Genomic DNA, 19848 nt, shown 5'->3' with positions numbered 1-19848 from the left:
AAAAATATGTTTGAGAATTAAAAGATAGGATAGTAAATATAATAATCAAAAATTAACGATATGTTAAGGAGTGATATTAGGTGGAAATTGGAATCATTGGATTGGGGAAAATGGGATATAATCTTGCACTAAATATAAAGGATCATCATTATAGAGTTGTAGCCTATAATAGGTCACATGAAAAAATAAAAGAAGCGGAGGCTGAAGGGCTAATAGGGGCCTATAGCATTGAAGAGTTGGTTAGCAAACTTAGTATGCCTAGAATTATTTGGCTAATGGTACCAGCTGGTGATCCAGTAGATGAAATGATAGAAAATCTAATTCCTTTGCTAGATAAGGGAGATATCATTATTGATGGGGGCAATTCTAACTATAAGGATACCTTAAGAAGATACAAAATGTTGAAGGAAAAAGGCCTTCATTTTGTAGATGTTGGTACAAGTGGCGGAGTAGAAGGAGCAAGAAATGGAGCATGTATGATGATTGGAGCTGAGGAGCATGTTTTTAAGGTGATTGAACCTATTATTAAGGATATCTGCTTAGAAAAGGGATATTTACACACCGGTAAAAGTGGGTCAGGACATTTTGTAAAGATGATTCATAATGGGATCGAATATGGTATGCTGCAGGCAATGGGAGAGGGTTTTGAAATTTTAGAAAAAAGTCAGTTTGATCTAGATTATAAAGAGGTTGCTAAAGTATGGAACCATGGTTCTGTTATCCGTGGTTGGCTTATGGAGTTGATGGAAAGAGCTTTTGAAAAGGACCCACAGCTTGAAAGCATTAAAGGAATAGTACATTCCTCAGGAGAAGGTTTATGGACTGTGCAGGAGGCCTTAGAGCTTCAAGTACCAGCCCCTGCTATTACCGACTCATTATTTGTAAGGTATAGATCGCAACAGGAGGATACATTTACAGGAAAAGTAATAGCAGCTTTAAGAAATGAGTTTGGAGGTCACAGCGTAGAAAAGAAATAGCATATTTAGGAAGTAGGTGAGCAGAATGGATAGCAGTTTAGATTTGTCTTGTGCCCTTGTAATATTTGGGGCTACCGGTGATTTAACCCATAGAAAACTATTACCTGCCATTTATAACTTGTATCAACAAAAAGTTCTTTCCGACAATTTTGCACTTATAGCTATTGGTAGAAGAGATAAAACCAATGAAGAATATAGGGTAGAAGTATATAAATCTATAAAACAATTTTCAAGATTTTCTATAGAAGAAGAAGTATGGGATGGCATAAAAAATAGAATATATTATAAAAGTATGGACTTTCTACAAAAGGAAAAATATGTTGAATTAAATGATTTTCTTACCGAGATGGATAGAAAACATAATACAAAAGGGAACAGAATCTATTATATGGCTGTGGCACCGGAATACTTTGAAGGAATTGTAGATAAATTAAGCAGCTGTTGTATGAATAAAGTTGAAAAAGCCTGGAAAAGAGTAGTTATTGAAAAACCTTTTGGTAGGGATCTACAATCAGCTAAGTACTTGAATAGCAAAATCGTAGATGTATTTCAAGAGGAGAATACCTATAGGATTGATCATTATCTAGGAAAAGAAATGCTACAAAACATCATGGTTTTACGCTTTGCTAATATGTTATTCGAACCCCTTTGGAACAATAAGTACATTGACAATATACAAATATCCTCTAGTGAAACGGTAGGAGTAGAAAATCGTGGAGGATACTATGAAAGGGCTGGTGCAATGCGGGATATGGTGCAGAGCCATATGCTTCAGTTAATTAGTCTCATAGGGATGGAGCCGCCAAATGATTTAGATCCTGAGTCTATAAGAAATGAAAAGGTAAAGGTGCTTAAGGCACTAAAAAGAATTAATTTGGAGGACATAGAAGAAAATGTTGTCAGAGGACAATATAGTTCTGGCCAATCAGACAAAGAAACAATAATAGGATATAGAGAAGAGAAAAGGGTTGCGTCCAGCTCTAATACGGAAACATTTGTAGCATTGAAGGTATATATAGAGAACTTTCGATGGGCAAGAATTCCTTTTTATATAAGGACAGGAAAAAGGATGCCGAAAAAATCAACAGAGATCATCATACAATTTAAATCAATAGAAGACATACTGTATTTCAAAGAAAAACAATTACAGCCCAACATGTTAGTAATAAGGATACAACCTAGGGAAGGCGTGTTTTTTCAGTTTAATGCAAAGGAACCAGGGACCGAGCAAAATATTATTCCAGTACAAATGGACTTTTGTCAAAATTGTCAAATTGGAATTAACTCACCGGAAGCCTACGAAAGACTCTTATATGATGTCATGAGGGGGGACGCAACCCTTTTCGCAAGATGGGATGAAGTGGAATACTCGTGGAAATTTGTAGATAGTATTCTTGAAGCATGGAAAAATCAAAATCCGACCTTCCCAAACTATGAAGCAGGCACTTGGGGACCAAAGGAAGCAGAGTTGTTGCTTCAAAAAGACAAGAAAAGGTGGATGAATATATAAGGAGACGATAGGAATGAAGATTTATGATATTTCAATGGACATTCATGAAGATATGATGGTTTATAAAAATAAACAAGAAAAGAAACCAAAAATAAAAGTAGCGAAAGATCATACCACTGGCAACTCCTATGAATCCGTTATTACAATGGAGCTGCATACAGGAACTCATATAGATGCTCCTCTACACATGATAGAAGGAGGAACTACTATGGAGAGTTATGACTTAGAGAGCTTTATAAGAAAATGCAAGGTATTGGATTTAACTGATATAGAAAATAGAATCACGAAAGCTGCATTACAGGAAAAAAATATAGTTAAAGGAGATTTTGTTTTATTCAAAACAAAAAATTCTTTTGCCGCGGAGTTTGATTTTCAATTTGTGTTCTTAGAAAAAAGTGGCGCAATTTATTTAAAAGAAATAGGAATTGAAGGGGTGGGGATTGACGCCCTAGGGATTGAAAGAGATCAACCCCAGCATGAGACTCATAAGACATTGTTAAATCATGGGATCATGATTATTGAAGGATTGCAGTTAAAGGATGTAGAAGAGGGAGAATATACCTTGATTGCTCCACCACTAAAAATCAGAAATGTTGAAGCAGCGCCCACAAGAGCATTGTTGATAAAATGAGACTTAATTCATAAGTAGATAACCGAAAGTTTGGTTTGCAACTTTCGAGTTGGTCACTTAGTTTGTTTATCTATAAGTAGACAACCGAAAGTTTGGTTTGTAACTTTCGAGTTGGTCACTTAGTTTGTTTATCTAGAGAGATTATTTTTTCAATTAAGAATGGCAATGTTATATGATACAAATGAAACTGGCAATCTGTTAGTTACTGCTACCGATCATAATAAAAACCACCCAACATTATCAAAATTTTGGGTGGTTTTGTTGTTGAAAGGAAAAAAATGTTTTTAGGAGAATATATTAATAGATACATAGAAAAAACAAACGAAAATAGATGGATAGGAAAGGAAGCGGAACAAATGAAGAATGATATAACCTTAAGAGAAATGCAGCAGCAAGTAGATGATTACATTGCGCAGTTTAAGGAGGGTTACTTTAGTCCCTTGGCCTTGATGGCTAGATTAACAGAAGAAGTGGGAGAACTGGCGAGAGAGGTCAATCACTACTATGGAGAAAAGCCAAAGAGATCTGATGAAGAGGAAAACACCATTGATATGGAGCTTGCCGATTGTCTGTTCATTTTGTTATGCTTTGCTAATTCTCTGGACATTGATTTAAAAAAGTCCTTTAGTGATATGATGCACAAATTTAACACACGGGATGCTGATCGATGGACGCGAAAGGATGAGTAGAGAAATGAAAATATTAGTTGACGCTGACGGTTGCCCTGTAAAGGATATAGTACTTAGGGTGGCGAAGGAGCATGGCATAGAGCTTATTATGGTTAAAAATATTTGTCATGAACTGTATGATGATTATGCAACGATTATGACTGCTGATCAAGGAAGAGATATGGCAGATATTATGTTGATTAATCATACAAAAGAAGGCGACATCATAGTGACCCAAGACTATGGTGTAGCGGCATTGGCTCTCGGGAAAAAGGCTGTAGTCATTAATCAAAATGGATGGCTCTATACGGATGACAACATAGATGAACTATTGATGCAAAGGCATTTAAAGCAAGAAATGAGAAGAAAACATAAAAAATATACCAAAATACCTAAGAGAAGTAGAGAAGATAATCTTATGTTTGAAAAGAAATTCAGAGAATTAGTTCTTTCAAGGTTATGAAAGAATAAAATTTAAAACATGGAGATGTCTCCAGTATAGGAAGAAAACTAAGGAAAAAACCAATATTACAAATTAAAAAGAAGGAATTGTTTGAAAAGTGTCGAAAATTATTATCAATAATGGAAAAATTGTTAGGATTTAGAAGAAAAGACACTAATGACTAAAAGAGGGATAACTGTGAAGATATCTATAAGAAATAAAATAACAATTATAATCTTAGTTTTAATATTAACTGCAGTTACAACATTAGGACTGATGATATATGGAAATGCCAAAGAAATACTAATTGAAGATATGAAATTTAAAAATTATAATACTTTAAGCAATATTGATGATTACTTTTTGAAAAACTTTATGGAAAGTATGGAATATGTAATTCAGTATTGGTCACAAGATGAAAATATTATTAATTATAAAAATAAACCAAATCAGCCTAAAATGGTTACTGATATACCAGATCACTTTTACCCCGTTGCCAGCCAATGGAAGGGCTTTATTGCTGCAAATCCAGATGTAGCATGGATATATCTGGGTGTAGAGGAGGATGGATCCCTTCTTTTAAGTCCAATAGACCCAAAGATGCCAGAGGAATATGATTGTAGAGAAAGAGATTGGTATATAAGTGCAGTAGAAAATGATGGAAAGATTGTTTGGACAGAACCCTATCTAGATGCTGGTGATTCTGGAGAAGTAGTGGTTACAGTTGCAAAGGCTATTAAAAAAGGGGAAGATCTGGTAGGTGTAGTAGCAATAGATATTAAGCTTAATAAATTTTCAGAAATAATAAAAAATTTAATTTTGGGAGACGATGGATACTTAATGCTGATGAGTAATGATGGAGATATCTATGCTCATCCTGATAAGAACATGCTGTTAAATAACATAGGGGAAGAAGGATGGCTTCAAGAAGTCTTATTAAATGATAGTGGAACTGATTTATATGCATCTACAGAGGAGAAGGATATTATTATATCCTATTTAACAGTGCCTGAGACTGGATGGAAGTTTGTGGGAATGGCAAAGATAGATATCGAAGAGATGCTGACTCCTATTAGAAATCAAGTAGTTATAATAGCTTTCATTAGCACTGTTATTACCCTTATTTTAGGTCTAATACTTTCTGGTGTTATAACAAAGCCAGTTGAACAGATGATGCAAGTTATTAATAAAATCTCTAAAGGTAAAATGGGGGTTAGAACAGATATTAGAACAAGAGATGAGTTTAGAGTATTGGGTACTAAGTTTAATGAAATGCTGCAGGAAATAGAAGGATTGTTGGAGGAAAGGAACATGCATGTACAAGAGCTAACAAAGAAGAATCAGGAAATTATGGTTCAAAATGAAGAAATTATGGCTTTCTCAGAGGAAACAGAAGCAATGAATGAAGAATTAGCCAGCCTTTTAGACGAGGTTAGAAGGAACTATTTATCTACTGTAAAAGCTCTGGCTAATTCAATAGAGGCAAATGATGAATATACTCGGGGCCATTGTGAAAGAGTAAGAGACATTGCTATGTCTATAGCAAGAATTATGAACTTTCCTCAGTTTGACATAGATAATTTAGAGTTTGCTAGTCTTCTTCATGACATAGGAAAAATTGGCATACCCTCTGAGATTTTGAATAAAGTAGGGAAACTTTCTGTTGAAGAATATGAGATTGTAAAAAAACATCCTGGAATAGCTTTTCGTATTCTAGAGGATATAGAATTCTTAAAGGAAAGTAGAGAAATCATTTACCAGCATCACGAAAGGGTGGATGGAAAAGGATATCCCCACCATTTAACTGAGAAAGACATAAGCTTATCAGCTAAAATTTTAGCAGTGGCTGATGCTTATGATGCTATGACCAGTGTAAGGCCCTATAGAGAAGTTCCCTTCACGAAGGAGGAAGCAATGGAAGAATTGCAGAAAAGGAAAGGAACCCAATTTGATTCTAAAGTGGTGGATACCTTTGTAAGTATATTAACCCAAGAGGAAATATTAATAAACACCTCGATGAATGAGTATAGCAGCTAAAAATTTTATCCTTTGGTGATTGCTAAGACTCTCACTAGATAAACAAACTAAGTGACCAACACGAAAGTTACAAACCAAACTTTCGGTTGTCTACTTATGGATATCTATTTATGAATAAAGTCTCCTTTTATTTTGTTTAATAGTTGACAAAGCCAGGTTTTTGATAGTATAATGAGAACAATTTTCAGATGGTTTTGAAACGTATAAAGGGAGGATGTAGTGATGAAAAAGTTGTTAAGAAAATCTTTAATGTTATTATTGATTATGGCGTTATTAACTACCTTTGTAGCTTGTAGCAAAGAAACGGTGAGCCCTCAAACAGAAGCGCCCGCGGAAAGCCCTGCTGAGTCTGTAGAAAAAACAGAAATGAGAGTTGCAGCATTAAATGGACCTACAGGTATGGGTATGGTAGAATTGATGGAGAGAAATGAAAACGGAGATGCGGCTTTAGATTATGATTTTACTTTGATGGGTAGTCCAGATGATCTAGCAGGTAAAATCATTAGTGGAGAAGTAGATGTGGCAGCAGTACCAACAAACTTAGCACTAGTTTTACATAATCGTACTGAAGGAAAGGTACAGCTGGCGGCGGTTAATACACTAGGGGTACTATATGTTGTGGAAAATGGGGATAGTATTCATTCAGTTACGGATCTAAAAGGAAAAACTATAAATATTAGTGGGAAAGGTGCTACGCCTGACTTTATATTTCAATATATTTTGCAAGAAAATCAACTAGAGGCTGATAAGGATGTTATGTTAGATTTCAAACTGCAGCATGCAGAGCTTGCAGCATTTTTGGCAGCTGGAGACGTGGATATTGCTCTATTGCCTCAACCACATGTTACTACTGCTATGATGAAAAACGAAAATCTTAGAATTGCCTTAGACATAACCGAGGAATGGAGAAAGGTAATGGGTAGCGAAGGACAATTAGCTATGGGGGCTATTGTTGTTCAGAAAGAATTTGCCGAAGAGAATAAAGAAGCGTTAGATACCTTCTTAGAGGAGTATGAGCGGTCAGTAAATTTTGTTAACCAACAGATGGAAGAAGCAGCTATGTTGATTGAAAAGTATGAAATACTTCCAAATGTAGCTATTGCAAGAAAAGCTATTCCTTATTCTAATATTGTATATATAGATGCTCAAGAGGCGAAGCCGTTTCTAGAGGATTTTTATCAAGTACTATTTAACTTTGAGCCTAAGTCTATTGGGGGAAAATTAGGAGATGAAGGATTTTACTATAAAAAATAAAAGAAAGCCTTTAAACAAGGTAGTGATTTTCATATTTTGGATCGTCGTATGGCAAATGATTTACTTTATGATTCAAAGGGACATTTATGTCCCTTCTCCTTTTAGTGTCTTTATTCGTTTAAAGGAGCTCATTATGCTATCAGTATTCTGGAAATCTGTGGCTTACTCTATATATCGAGTGATGGCAGGTTTAATTTTATCCATACTGCTGGGGGTTGGCATTGGTATTGTCTCCAGTATGAATGACTATGTTTATGATTTAATCAATCCTCTAATGACAGCAATTAAATCTACTCCAGTTTTATCCTTTATTATTATAGCATTAATTTGGTTTTCTTCTTCAAATGTGCCAATTTTTATTTGCTTTCTCATGTGTTTTCCTGTCATTTGGCTCAATGTGGTAACGGGGATTAGAAATGTAGATGAGAAGCTTTTGGAAATGGCCAAGGTGTATCGGGTTAGAAAATCAACAGTATTAAGAAAAATATATTTACCTTCTATTATGCCCTATTTTTCAGCAGCTAGTATAACTTGTTTGGGATTAGGATGGAAGGTTAGTGTGGCAGCAGAAGTTCTGAGTCATCCTAAAAATGCTATAGGAAGTCATCTTTACAGTGCTAAGGTATATCTAGACTCCAGTGATTTATTTGCTTGGACAGTGGTGGTAATTTTACTTAGTCTCCTGTTTGAAAGTATTTTTGCCCAGCTTATTCGAAAGATTACAATAAAAAAAATTCCATCTTAAACTGTCGTCAGAAAAGGAAGTGACAAGATTGAAGATACAGGTAAAAGAACTTTTTAAGAAATATAAAGACCTACAGGTGATTTCAAATCTTAACATGGACTTTTCCTCAGATAGGATTCACTGTATTTTTGGGCCATCGGGATGTGGCAAGACTATTTTTGTAAATATTCTTACAGGTCTAGTGGATGCTGATGAAGGGTGGGTTGAAGGGCTAGAAGGTAAATCCTTTTCCTACATCTTTCAGGAGGATCGTTTAATACCATGGGCAACAGTGGAAGAAAATATGCTATTTGTTTTGGAAAGTCATTATAGTAAAAGTGAGGCTCGACAACTGGCGGGTGAATATTTGTCATTGGTAAATTTGTTAAAATTTAAAAACAGTTATCCTGAGCAATTAAGTGGAGGTATGAAACAACGGGCAGCAATTGCCAGGGCCTTTGCCTACGGAGGGGACATTGTTGTGATGGACGAGCCCTTTAAAGGCTTAGATTTAGAGTTAAAAAAGGGATTGATGGATTATATTATCAATGATTGGAATCATAAAAATAGGTTTTTCTTCTTTATTACCCACGATGTTGATGAAGCTTTATATATAGCTGATGACATCCATGTTTTCCAAGGACTTCCTCTAACATTAAAAAAACAAATTACGATTGAGATTCCTTCCTGTGATAGAGGAAAATATAGAAATGAAATGGGTCGATATAAGGATTTACTTTTGGGGGATTTTTAAAAAACTTTATAATGATTTTACTACTAAAAAATCTATCAGATGGTACAACCAGAAAAGGAGTAGACCTATAATCTACTCCTTTAGTATATCCTACAAAGGAGCCATGTTGCTGTTAATTATTTTTGCACCTTCTTGCTTTAACGGAATAAAATAGAAAAAAAGCATATGCGTGAAGGGCGGCGAAAAGTATGACAATAGAGAAGAAATTACCAGTCCAAATTTTTTCAATGCATTATAACAAGCCCACAGTAGATTTTTATTATCCTAAAGTATATGGGTTAAGTGATGTATATGTTCAACAGAGAATAAACTCAGAGTTATATAACCTAATGATCAAAGTAACAAAAGCTGTTATCCAACCAGAACTTGTTACTTATGTAACAGGATTTTATGAAATAAAAAATAATCAACGACAGGTATTAAGCATAACAGGAAATGCTATGGGAGATTTCCACGGAGCTCATCCAGTTACTGTTGTGAAATCTGCTAATATTGATGTGAAAACAGGAAAAAACTATGAATTACACCAGTTATTTAAACCGGATAGTGGATATATAAAGAAACTTTCTGATATGATTTATGCCCAGATCAAAGAAAGAGATATACCATTATTAGATGGGTTCAAAGGAATACGACCAGATCAAGATTATTATATTGCTGATAAAAGTCTTGTCATTTATTTTCAGCAGTATGAAATTTCTCCCTATGTGGCAGGCCTACCCTACTTTGTAATTCCAATTTATGATATTAGTGATATGATTGTGCCTAATAGTATTTTAGATAGAATGTTGATGTGGCTTTAGTGAAAAATCTATTATAAATATGCACCACTATACTTTGTTAATGTGTAACAGAACAAGGAGATATTTCCTTGTTCTGCTATTGCATTATTCTTACGATTTTTGTCAAAAAAACACCAAATTTGACTTGTAGACCCATTGATGTAGGTGGAATCAAATGGTATACTTAATTATCAAGAAGAATTGGAATATTTAGAAACATGCAGATGACAAAAAGGAGGTGCTCTCTATATAATTTATGGGTAATTATATATTATATTTCACTATCTTATGCTTTTCCTTTCTCATTTTTGTGTTTACAATTACTTTTTATCATAGGCAGCCAAAATTTCAAGCATTAGGCTACACATTCTTAATTTCATTTTATCTTAGCATTTATTCTTTTATATATTTACAGGAAATTCCATCTGTCACAGTTATTAATTTTATTGAACTAATGTTAGTAATGGCGCTTTTTCTTATACTTTTGATTAAAGGATTTCAAAGGACTATTTTAGCTGCTAGCATTATGATTCTGGTTATATTAATACCGTTATCTTTAACCCTGCCCAGATACGGATTTAACAAAATAATTGAAAAACCTCAACTAATACAAATCTTATTAAATATGACTCTTTTAATAAATATCCTACTTTTGTCTAGGCGAAAGAGTAAGGATAGAAATCTAAAATATTGTTTTATTTGGTTTCTTGTTGGAACGGTGCTGCAACTTAATGGAATGGAGGGTGTTGTAGGTCTTACAGCAGTTTTTATTAAAATTGCAGCATACTATGGATTCTATCATTACTTTTACAGAAGAACCTATATTGCATGGGAAAGTAAAATGAAAGAGGCTGAAAAACTTAAGACATCTCTAAAACAATCCTATGATGAGGAAGTAAAAAAGCAACTATTTTATATGGAATTGCAACAGGAACGTTTAGTAAGTGCAGCCCATACTGATGGTATGACTCAAGCCTACAATAAAAACACTATTATAGCTATTTTAGAGGAACTAATTTCTATAGGGAAGAAACCTATTTCCTTGGCTATGGTAGATATTGATCATTTTAAAAAGATAAATGATTATCATGGGCATATCGTTGGAGACAATTGTATTAAGGAAATCGTAAACATCATCCAAAGAAATATAAGGAAAGCTGATTATATAGGGAGGTACGGAGGAGATGAATTTATTGTAATTCTTCCAGAAGCCAATATAAATGAAGCAAAAAATGTTGCTGAAGAGATCTGTAAAAAGATTAGCTCTTGTAGTAAACCAAATGTTACAGTTTCCATAGGAATTTCTTCCTATCCCCAGGATGGGAAAACTGCAGTAGAAATTATTTCAAAGGCTGACGAAGGATTATACCGTTCAAAGAGAAAAGGTAGAAATATTGTTTCTCATCCAACCTTATTTTAGAAGGCGTAATCAATATCATTAATAAAAACAAGGCTATCAAGAGATACACCTTTTGATAGCCTTGTTTTTATTAATAATCTAAAATGAGATTATACTATTTTGGTTGTCCAGGTTTCGCAGTCCCATACATCTGTTGTCACTTCTCTGTAGAATTCTGGCTCATGGCAGATGAGAAGAATGCTACCTTTATAGTTCTTTAAAGCTCGTTTCAGCTCTTCCTTTGCATCTACATCCAAGTGGTTGGTAGGTTCATCTAGGATCAATATATTGGTTTCTTTGTTGATTAATTTACACAGTCGAACCTTTGCTTGTTCTCCACCACTTAATACAACTACTTTGCTTTCAATATGTTTGGTAGTTAATCCACACTTTGCGAGGGCAGCTCGAACCTCATATTGACTGTAAGCAGGGAAGTCTTGCCATACTTCTTCAATACAGGTCTTATAGTTTGCCTCTTTAATTTCCTGTTCAAAATAACCAATGTTGAGATAGTCTCCCAATTCTACAGAACCGGCTACAGATTTAATTTCTCCTAAAATACTTCTCAACAAGGTAGTTTTTCCAAGGCCATTTGCTCCCACGAGGGCAATTTTTTGACCTCTCTCCATTCGAAGATTTAGAGGCTTAGAGAGAGGCTCATTATAGCCTATAACTAAATCCTTGGTTTCAAAGATTAATTTTCCTGAAACCCTTGATTCTTTAAAATAAAATTCTGGCTTTGGTTTTTCTCTTGCAAGCTCAATGACATCCATTTTATCTAGCTTTTTTTGACGGGACATAGCCATGTTTCTAGTAGAGACTCGTGCTTTATTCCTAGCAACAAAATCCTTCAACTCATCAATTTCCTGCTGTTGTTTTCTATAGGCTGATTCTAGCTGTTGCTTTTTTACATCATAAACCTGTAGGAAATTATCATAGTCACCAACATAACGGTTTAACTCTTGATTTTCCATGTGATAAATTAAGTTGATGACACTGTTGAGAAAGGGAATATCATGAGAAATCAAGATAAAAGCATTTTCATACTCTTGAAGATAACGTTTCAACCATTCAATATGCTGTTCATCTAGATAGTTAGTAGGTTCATCTAATAAAAGAATATCAGGTTTCTCTAATAGAAGCTTTGCTAGTAGCACCTTAGTTCTTTGTCCACCGCTGAGATCGTGTACATCCTTATCTAAACCAATATCCTCTAAGCCCAAACCTCGGCCAATCTCTTCGACCTTAGCATCAATAATATAAAAATCATTATTGGTCAAAGCATCCTGAATCGTACCCATATCCTCTAATAATTGCTCTAATTCTTCTGGAGTAGCATTCGCCATTTTTTCACATATCTCATTCATTTTTGTTTCCATATCAAAGAGATATTGAAACGCGCCCTTTAATACATCACGGATAGTCATGCCCTTTTCCAATGCTGTATGCTGATCTAAATAACCAACTCGAACGCCCTTTGCCCATTCGACTTGTCCATCATCAGACTCCAGCTTACCGGTGATAATGTTCATAAAACTAGATTTACCTTCTCCATTTGCACCAATGAGACCAATATGCTCTCCCTTTAAAAGTCGGAAGGAGACACTATTGAAGATGGCACGATCTCCGAATTCATGGCTCAAATTTTTAACTGTTAAAATACTCATTTTATGCTCCTTTCTATAATAGCAAAGTATGATTATCATTAAATATAATTATTTTTGTTTTGTGTCAAGATACTCATAGTTTCTAATTATATAGATGTTGGTTTCTATACTTTAACTTTAATATACACGGTCTACGGTTTCGCCCTCGGCTAAAAATCATAGCCGAGGACTGCAAATGTAGCCCTTAGTATATTAAAATTTAGGGGCATATGCCTATCTAAGAAAATACACATAAACATACATAATAAATTATATACGACAGGACAATCATTTGAAAGAAAAATTTTAAAAATATAGAAGGAAACTTTAGGATAATATAGATAAAAGTCTCTAAGATGGTTTTGAAGACATTGATCCTTCGATATATTGCTAAGTCCCCCACTTGTAAGACTTATTTTTGACTCGCTTTTTATGGTATGATATATTATTCCTATGAGAAGTCGGAGAACAAAAGACTGATTCGAAGTGAGGAAAAACATGGATATTTATAAAGAACTGAAAGCGTATTTTGGCTATGGTACCTTTAAAAAAGGGCAAGAAAAACTGATAAAAGGAATATTGGCTGGAACTGATGTATTAGGGATCATGCCTACAGGAGGAGGTAAATCTCTTTGTTATCAATTGCCAGCTTTGATGTTAGAAGGTGTCACTATAGTGATTTCACCATTGATATCGCTAATGAAGGATCAAGTGGATGCACTAGATGAGATGGGAATAAAAGCTACTTGTATCAATAGCACGCTACAGCAGGTAGAGTTCATGGAGAGAGTTAAAGAAATAAAAGAAAATAAATACAAGATAGTATTTGTAGCACCAGAACGGTTAAATACTAGTGTATTTATGGACATTATTAGAGCGATAAAGATTTCCTTCATTGCTATTGACGAAGCCCATTGTATCAGCCAGTGGGGTCATGATTTTCGCCCAAGCTATCTTGAAATTCCTAAATTTATTAAATTATTTAAAAATAGACCTGTAGTGGCAGCATTTACAGCTACGGCCACAAAGGAAATTATTATAGAAATAAAGAAATTAATAGATTTGCAACATCCCCTTGAAGTAACCACAGGATTTGATCGGCCTAACTTATTCTATCAAGTGGTGAAGACAGGTAATAAGTTTGAGTACTTAATAGATTATTTAAATAATCATTTTCAGAAGGAATCAGGAATTATCTACTGTGCCACAAGAAAGACGGTAGAAGGATTAGTAAAGAAGCTGATGGAACAAGGATTTTCGGTTGGTGGATATCATGGTGGGATGGCGGCAGATTTTCGCCAAAAAAACCAAGAGAGCTTTATGTTTAATAAAACTAGGATAATTATAGCAACCAATGCATTTGGAATGGGTATAGATAAGCCTGACGTTAGATTTGTTATTCATTATAATATGCCTAAAAATATGGAAGCCTATTATCAAGAGGCAGGTAGAGGGGGAAGAGATGGAGACAAAAGCCATTGTATCCTAATGTATTCCCCAGCAGACGTTATAAAACAAAAGCTTATCATGGAGAATGAGTATAATACACCTGAACGTGAGGCACTGCAATATAAAAACCTGCAATATCTTATAGATTTCTGTCATACAAATGATTGTCTTAGAAATAAAATTTTGACCTACTTCGGAGAAGATGTAATAGAGGATAACTGTAGTAATTGCAGCAACTGTTTAGATAAGTCAGAGATGATAGATATTACAGTGGAAGCCCAAAAAATATTATCCTGTATTTATAGAGTAGAACAAAGGTATGGGGTAAACATCGTTATACAGGTTTTGAGGGGTTCAAAGAACAAAAAAGTAGTAGAATTAGGTTTAAATCAAGTATCCACTTATAATATAATGAAAGATTATAGTGAGAAGGCAATAAGAGAAATCATTATGACATTGGCTGCTAGAGGATATATTCATATTACAACAGACAAATTTCCTGTGTTAAAGTTAACCACCAAATGTCGTGAAGTGCTGCAGGGAGAAGTGAAGGTCTATCATAAAAAAGAACTGATGGAAATAGCTTCAACCCAAGGAGATAAAAAAGAGAAGGCTAAGAAAGAAGCTATCGACAATTTTGATGAAGATTTATTTAACCAATTGAAGGAATTAAGATATACAATAGCCCAAGAAAAACACTTAGCTCCCTTTATGATCTTTCATGATAGAACCTTAAGAGAAATGGCAGCCTATTTTCCACGGAATAAAGAAGATCTTCTTGCAATAAGTGGTGTGGGGATGCAAAAATATGAAAATTATGGCGAGAGATTTGTTCATCTTATTAAAGATTATTGTATTGAGAATAAAATAAATGTTTCTCAGTATCAAAAACCAGAGATGATGGATAGAGATAAAAATCGATTAGAAGAAGGACTACAACTCAATAGATATCAATTAACCTTCAATTGCTACTTAGAGGGATTATCTCTAGAGGAGATAGCGTTCACAAGAAATCTAAAACCGATTACAATCATAGAGCACTTAAAAAGATGTGAAAAAGAAGGAGAAACGATTCATTGGGAAAGATTTATTGATGATCCAAGAAAAGAAGCAGCTATATTGGAGGTTATAAAAAAAGTAGGAATAGAAAGGCTAAAGCCCATCAAAGAAGCTTTACCTGAAGAGATTAGTTATGAGGATATTCGCATAGTAATCGTGAAAAATGCCATTTGATATTGCTTATCCATAGACTAAAATTCTTCATAATTTCCAATTGTTTATTTTTAAAAAAATTTGATATAATGACTATGTAAAACTATAAATAATAGGAGGGTAATCTTATGATGAATTATAAAATGCTACATACCTGCATAAGAGTAATGGATTTAGAGAAATCTTTGAAATTTTATCAAGAAGCATTAGGATTGCTAGAAAAAAGAAGAAAGGATTTTCCTGAGCATAAATTTACCTTGGTTTTTTTAAGCGATGCATCAGGCAGATACGAGTTGGAGTTGACCTACAACTACAATCCAGAAAAACCCTATGAGATTGGCAATGGCTTTAGCCATATAGCAGTTACAGTAAATGATTTAGAGGGTTCTCGAGAAAAGCATAAAGAGATGGGATATAAAGTTACAGAATTGATGGGACTTCCAGGTAGTCCGCCTAGATATTATTTTGTAACTGATCCAGACGGATATGATGTAGAGGTTATAAGGGCAGATTCATAAAAATTTCATCTTTAAAGTTTTTAATAAAAGAATACAGATAAAAACCTTCAATCAATAAGCGATTGGAGGTTTTTATCATTAAGGAATAATTTTCTAATCAAATTCTAATCTTGCCCTAAGAATCTTCTAATATTTATTTTCTATAATAATATTACAAAGATGATGATGGAGGGATAGAATATGAGTGTTAGTTTAGAAACCATTGATTTATTAAGAAAGAGAGCAAATGTCAGTTATGAGGAAGCGAAGTTAGCATTAGAAAAGAATAATGGCGATCCAGTGGAGGCTTTGATTTTCCTTGAAAAAGAAAACAAAACAAAATCAGAAAAAGAAGAAAAGAAAACCTCAGGCACCATTCTTAACAGTATTACAGGCACTATAAAGGGTTTGATAGAAAAGGGCAACAACAGCAGACTGGTTATCGGAAAACAGGATAACAATATTTTCAATTTATCTATGACATTAACAGTAATCGGTAGTATTGCCGCTCCAGTAATTCCATTGGTGGGAATCCCATTGGCCTTTTTAACAAATCACAAAATAAGGATAGAAAAGAAAAATGGTGAGGATATCAAGGTAAATGAAGTACTTGATAAAGTATCCTCCACTGTAAGCTCTATGGTGAATCAGACGGATCAAGAACCACATAAAGAATCAAAAGAATAATAACGTGCTTTTAAAAAAGTCATCCTTTCACCTTTAAAGGAAGACTTTTTTATTGCATTCTATGTAGATAAATATGTGACTGCATACTTTGATTGCATTCTGTGAAAGTGACTGACAGCAAATCAAAGATTTGGGTCATCTACTTTTAATATCCAACAACTAGGATCTTCTCCTGGTCTGAAAGCTGTAGCTAAGATTTGGAAGTATAGTATATAATGGATATATAACCGTTGATTTATTCCTTCAAAGGAGAGATGGAAGCATATGCAAAGAATATTGATTATTGAAGATGAGGTAAAAATTGCCCGTTTTCTTGAATTAGAATTAAAGCACGAAGGCTATGAGGTAATTCAAGCTCATGATGGAAGAGCAGGGTTAGAAAAAGCCTTAAAGGAAAAGATAGATTTGATTTTGTTAGATATTATGCTGCCAGGGCTGAATGGGATGGAGGTTTGTCGACGAATCCGCATGTCATCAGATGTTCCGCTTATTATGTTGACGGCTAAAGACCAAACGATGGATAAAGTAATGGGGCTTGATTTTGGGGCGGACGATTATATTACAAAACCCTTTGCCATTGAAGAATTGCTGGCAAGAATCCGAACAGCATTAAAAAGGAAAAGAGGGACTTTTGAAACTCACCATATTTTAAGGGTAGGAAATCTTAAGCTAGATGAGGAGCAGCACTTAGTTACCTATAATGAGCATACTATTGAGCTAACGAAAAGGGAATTTGATTTGCTCTTCTATTTAATGGAGAATCAGAGCATTGTTTTATCAAGAGATAAAATTTTAGAGAAGGTTTGGGGTTACGACTATATGGGAGATACCAATGTAGTAGATGTTTATGTTCGATATCTCAGGGGAAAAATTGATGAAAAATATAATGACAAGCTTATCCATACCATTAGAGGGGTGGGTTATCTTTTAAAAAATGAATAAATTTCAAGTAGTTTCTACAACGATTAAGAGGCTTTTTTCTCTTCTGCTTCAATTAATAAAGCTGTTATTTAAGGGAGCAGGCTATATCATTAAACGGATTAAGAAATTATTTAGGTTTTCTATTACCTTTAAGATTACCGTAGTATATGCTTTTATTTTTTCTTTGCTTCTTTTCATTATTAGTGCTAGTGTTTTAGGGGTTTCGGGCTACTTTCTAAAACAGCAAGCAGAGAGGAATTTAAAGAGGAATTTAATACAGACGACAGAAATGATGACAGAGGAGTTTCAGTCCTATGAAAATTATTTAAAGGAAATAGCTGAGAAGGAAGATGTTATTTTTGCAGTTTCAGATAATAGAAGGAGACTGTTGTTTTCTACTGGAGATAATACGATAACAGAAACCATTGGCTTTTTCCATCAACCGATAATAATCCAAGAAACAATAACAATAGAGGAGCAACAATATATTTTACAGGCAACTAAGTATCTAAGAACAGAAGATACTTATATGACGGTGTTATTTATAACCCTTCTTATATTAAATAGTATTGCTATTCTCATTACGCTTATTTTTGGATCAAAGACCAGTAGAAAGATGCTAAGGCCCATTGAGAAGATGACAAAGACAGTAAAGCATATTTCTATTCATCAATTAAATACCAGATTGGATGTTGGAAGCTCCCAGGATGAATTGAAGGATTTAGCAGAAACCTTCAATGCAATGCTAGATCGGATCGAAGCCTCCTATCAGCAGCAGAATCAATTTGTTTCTGATGCCTCCCATGAACTAAGAACACCTATTTCAGTACTGCAGGGGTATGCCAATTTGCTGGATAGATGGGGAAAAGAGGATAAAGAGGTGTTGGAGGAATCTATTGAAGCTATAAAAAGTGAATCGGAAAACATGAAGGACCTAATTGAGAAGCTTCTATTTCTAGCAAGAGCAGATAAAAATCTTCAAAAACTAGAGCTTACGGAATTTTCCATGGGGGAATTAATGAATGAATTAGTGAAGGAGGCGAAACTAATAGATAAAACCCATGAATTTGGTTGTGATGTAAAGGAAGATTATATTTTTTATGGAGATAGAAAATCTATTAAGCAACTACTGCGAATATTGCTAGATAACAGCGTAAAATTCACACCAGAGAGCGGCAAAATTTCAATTCATCAAAGGGTCTGGAAAAATCATATAGTGATAGAGGTAGAGGATACAGGAATAGGTATAGCCAAAGAAGAGCTTCCCCATATATTTGAACGATTCTATTGTGCTGATAAATCTAGAACAAAATCTCAGGGAGGACAGGGCTTAGGCTTATCCATTGCAAAATGGATTGTAGAGAGCCATCATGGTAAGATTGAAGTAAGAAGCACGTTGAGAGTTGGAACGAAATTTGTTATTATGCTACCTGTAAAGAAAGTAAATAATTGATAAATGGTGAAGATCATAAATTATAGAGATGTGATAACGGACAAAGGCAAAAAACAAAATGATTATTATATAGTAGTAGAGGGGAGAGGTGCATATGGAAAAAAATACTATAAAGATTGTAAGGAAAGAACAGCATCAAATCAGCCAGTGGGCTGGCGGAACTACGACACAGCTTATGATTTATCCTGAGGATGCTGATTATGGTAACAGAGATTTTAAATGGAGAGTAAGCTCTGCTAAGGTGGAGCTGGTGGAATCAGAATTCACACACTTACCAAGATTTTCACGAATACTGATGGTTGTCGAAGGAGAATTAGCTTTAGAACATGAGGGAAGGTATAAGGTGATGTTAAGTCCTTATCAACAGGACAGCTTTATGGGGGATTGGACAACGAAAAGCTATGGAAAAGTAACAGACTTTAACTTGATGATGGCAGAAGGGGTCACTGGAACATTAGAGGCTTTGAAGATAGTAAGAGAGAAGTGTGTTGAAATCTTAAAAAGTGATGAGGATAATAAAGTAAAACAAATAACAGAGGCATTTTATATTGTTAAGGGTAGTCCCTGTATAGCTGTGGGAAATGATGAAATAAGCTTAGGTGAAGGAGATTTTTTCTCTATAACGGGATTATCCAAAGATGAACACAATATTAATTTTTATAATAGAAGAGAAGAGGAAATGATGATAATCAGAGTGACTATTTACTACAATGATTAGTATAACGAAATTTCATACCGAAAAAGAAAACAAATCCATCTAAGGTCTTTGGTTAGATGGATTTGTTTTTGTAATCGATACTTTATA

Annotated in this window: 18 protein-coding genes; 17 read left to right on the top strand and 1 reads right to left on the bottom strand. The window is 34.3% G+C overall.

The annotated features are described in order from the left end of the window. Window positions 1–80 precede the first annotated feature (80 nt). The 11 genes from gnd (at window position 81) to CHB72_RS14185 (ending at window position 11199) form a co-directional block, all read left to right on the top strand. A complete protein-coding gene (gene gnd, locus CHB72_RS14235; protein ID WP_089283552.1) occupies window positions 81–977 on the top strand; it encodes a phosphogluconate dehydrogenase (NAD(+)-dependent, decarboxylating) in 897 nt (298 codons plus the stop codon). Window positions 978–1002: 25 nt separating this feature from the next. Further along, window positions 1003–2487 carry a glucose-6-phosphate dehydrogenase gene (gene zwf / locus CHB72_RS14230; RefSeq protein WP_089283551.1) on the top strand — a complete coding sequence of 495 codons (1485 nt, stop codon included), beginning with the start codon at window positions 1003–1005 and terminating at the stop codon, window positions 2485–2487. Between the two features lie 13 nt (window positions 2488–2500). Beyond that, window positions 2501–3118, top strand: coding sequence for a cyclase family protein (locus CHB72_RS14225; protein WP_089283550.1), 618 nt, complete (start codon window positions 2501–2503; stop codon window positions 3116–3118). Between the two features lie 356 nt (window positions 3119–3474). Then, window positions 3475–3807, top strand: a complete 333-nt coding sequence (locus CHB72_RS14220; protein WP_089283556.1) for a nucleotide pyrophosphohydrolase — start codon at window positions 3475–3477, stop codon at window positions 3805–3807. Between the two features lie 4 nt (window positions 3808–3811). Then, window positions 3812–4249: a YaiI/YqxD family protein gene (locus tag CHB72_RS14215; protein WP_089283549.1), complete on the top strand. Its 438-nt coding sequence runs from the start codon at window positions 3812–3814 to the stop codon at window positions 4247–4249. Between the two features lie 177 nt (window positions 4250–4426). Next, window positions 4427–6265 carry an HD domain-containing phosphohydrolase gene (locus CHB72_RS14210; RefSeq protein ID WP_176431384.1) on the top strand — a complete coding sequence of 613 codons (1839 nt, stop codon included), beginning with the start codon at window positions 4427–4429 and terminating at the stop codon, window positions 6263–6265. Window positions 6266–6487: 222 nt separating this feature from the next. Further along, window positions 6488–7519 carry an ABC transporter substrate-binding protein gene (locus CHB72_RS14205; RefSeq protein WP_089283547.1) on the top strand — a complete coding sequence of 344 codons (1032 nt, stop codon included), beginning with the start codon at window positions 6488–6490 and terminating at the stop codon, window positions 7517–7519. After that, window positions 7494–8264, top strand: a complete 771-nt coding sequence (locus tag CHB72_RS14200) for an ABC transporter permease (RefSeq protein ID WP_089283546.1) — start codon at window positions 7494–7496, stop codon at window positions 8262–8264. The genes CHB72_RS14205 and CHB72_RS14200 overlap by 26 nt, the downstream gene beginning before the upstream one ends. Before the next feature lie 28 nt (window positions 8265–8292). Next, window positions 8293–8997 carry an ABC transporter ATP-binding protein gene (locus CHB72_RS14195; RefSeq protein WP_089283545.1) on the top strand — a complete coding sequence of 235 codons (705 nt, stop codon included), beginning with the start codon at window positions 8293–8295 and terminating at the stop codon, window positions 8995–8997. Window positions 8998–9185: 188 nt separating this feature from the next. Next, the gene (locus CHB72_RS14190; protein ID WP_207652569.1) at window positions 9186–9800 is read left to right on the top strand and encodes an RsiV family protein; all 615 of its coding nucleotides are present in this window, start codon (window positions 9186–9188) and stop codon (window positions 9798–9800) included. A 505-nt stretch (window positions 9801–10305) separates the two neighbouring features. Further along, window positions 10306–11199, top strand: coding sequence for a GGDEF domain-containing protein (locus CHB72_RS14185; RefSeq protein WP_207652568.1), 894 nt, complete (start codon window positions 10306–10308; stop codon window positions 11197–11199). 89 nt (window positions 11200–11288) lie between these two features. Here the strand turns inward: CHB72_RS14185 and CHB72_RS14180 are convergent, their stop codons facing one another. Next, window positions 11289–12845: an ABC-F family ATP-binding cassette domain-containing protein gene (locus CHB72_RS14180; protein WP_089283543.1), complete on the bottom strand. Its 1557-nt coding sequence runs from the start codon at window positions 12843–12845 to the stop codon at window positions 11289–11291. Between the two features lie 477 nt (window positions 12846–13322). On the opposite strand from CHB72_RS14180, the gene recQ reads away from it, so the two are divergent. From recQ to CHB72_RS14150, 6 genes are all read left to right on the top strand, one after another. Beyond that, complete coding sequence (recQ, locus tag CHB72_RS14175) at window positions 13323–15506, top strand: DNA helicase RecQ (protein WP_089283542.1); 2184 nt, start codon at window positions 13323–13325, stop codon at window positions 15504–15506. A gap of 107 nt (window positions 15507–15613) precedes the next feature. After that, window positions 15614–16003, top strand: coding sequence for a lactoylglutathione lyase (gene gloA / locus CHB72_RS14170; protein WP_330397044.1), 390 nt, complete (start codon window positions 15614–15616; stop codon window positions 16001–16003). A gap of 180 nt (window positions 16004–16183) precedes the next feature. Then, window positions 16184–16669, top strand: coding sequence for a DUF4342 domain-containing protein (locus CHB72_RS14165; protein ID WP_089283541.1), 486 nt, complete (start codon window positions 16184–16186; stop codon window positions 16667–16669). Between the two features lie 264 nt (window positions 16670–16933). Further along, window positions 16934–17611 carry a response regulator transcription factor gene (locus CHB72_RS14160; RefSeq protein ID WP_089283540.1) on the top strand — a complete coding sequence of 226 codons (678 nt, stop codon included), beginning with the start codon at window positions 16934–16936 and terminating at the stop codon, window positions 17609–17611. Continuing rightward, window positions 17604–19043: a sensor histidine kinase gene (locus tag CHB72_RS14155; protein ID WP_089283539.1), complete on the top strand. Its 1440-nt coding sequence runs from the start codon at window positions 17604–17606 to the stop codon at window positions 19041–19043. Before CHB72_RS14160 ends, CHB72_RS14155 begins: the two co-directional genes overlap by 8 nt. 94 nt (window positions 19044–19137) lie before the next feature. Next, entirely contained in the window at window positions 19138–19761 is a 624-nt protein-coding gene (locus CHB72_RS14150; RefSeq protein WP_089283538.1) for a HutD/Ves family protein, read from the top strand. The last annotated feature ends 87 nt before the right edge of the window (window positions 19762–19848 follow it).

This window comes from Anaerovirgula multivorans (assembly GCF_900188145.1).
GTDB lineage: Bacteria > Bacillota > Clostridia > Peptostreptococcales > Natronincolaceae > Anaerovirgula > Anaerovirgula multivorans.
This window is presented reverse-complemented; position numbering and strand designations above follow the sequence as displayed.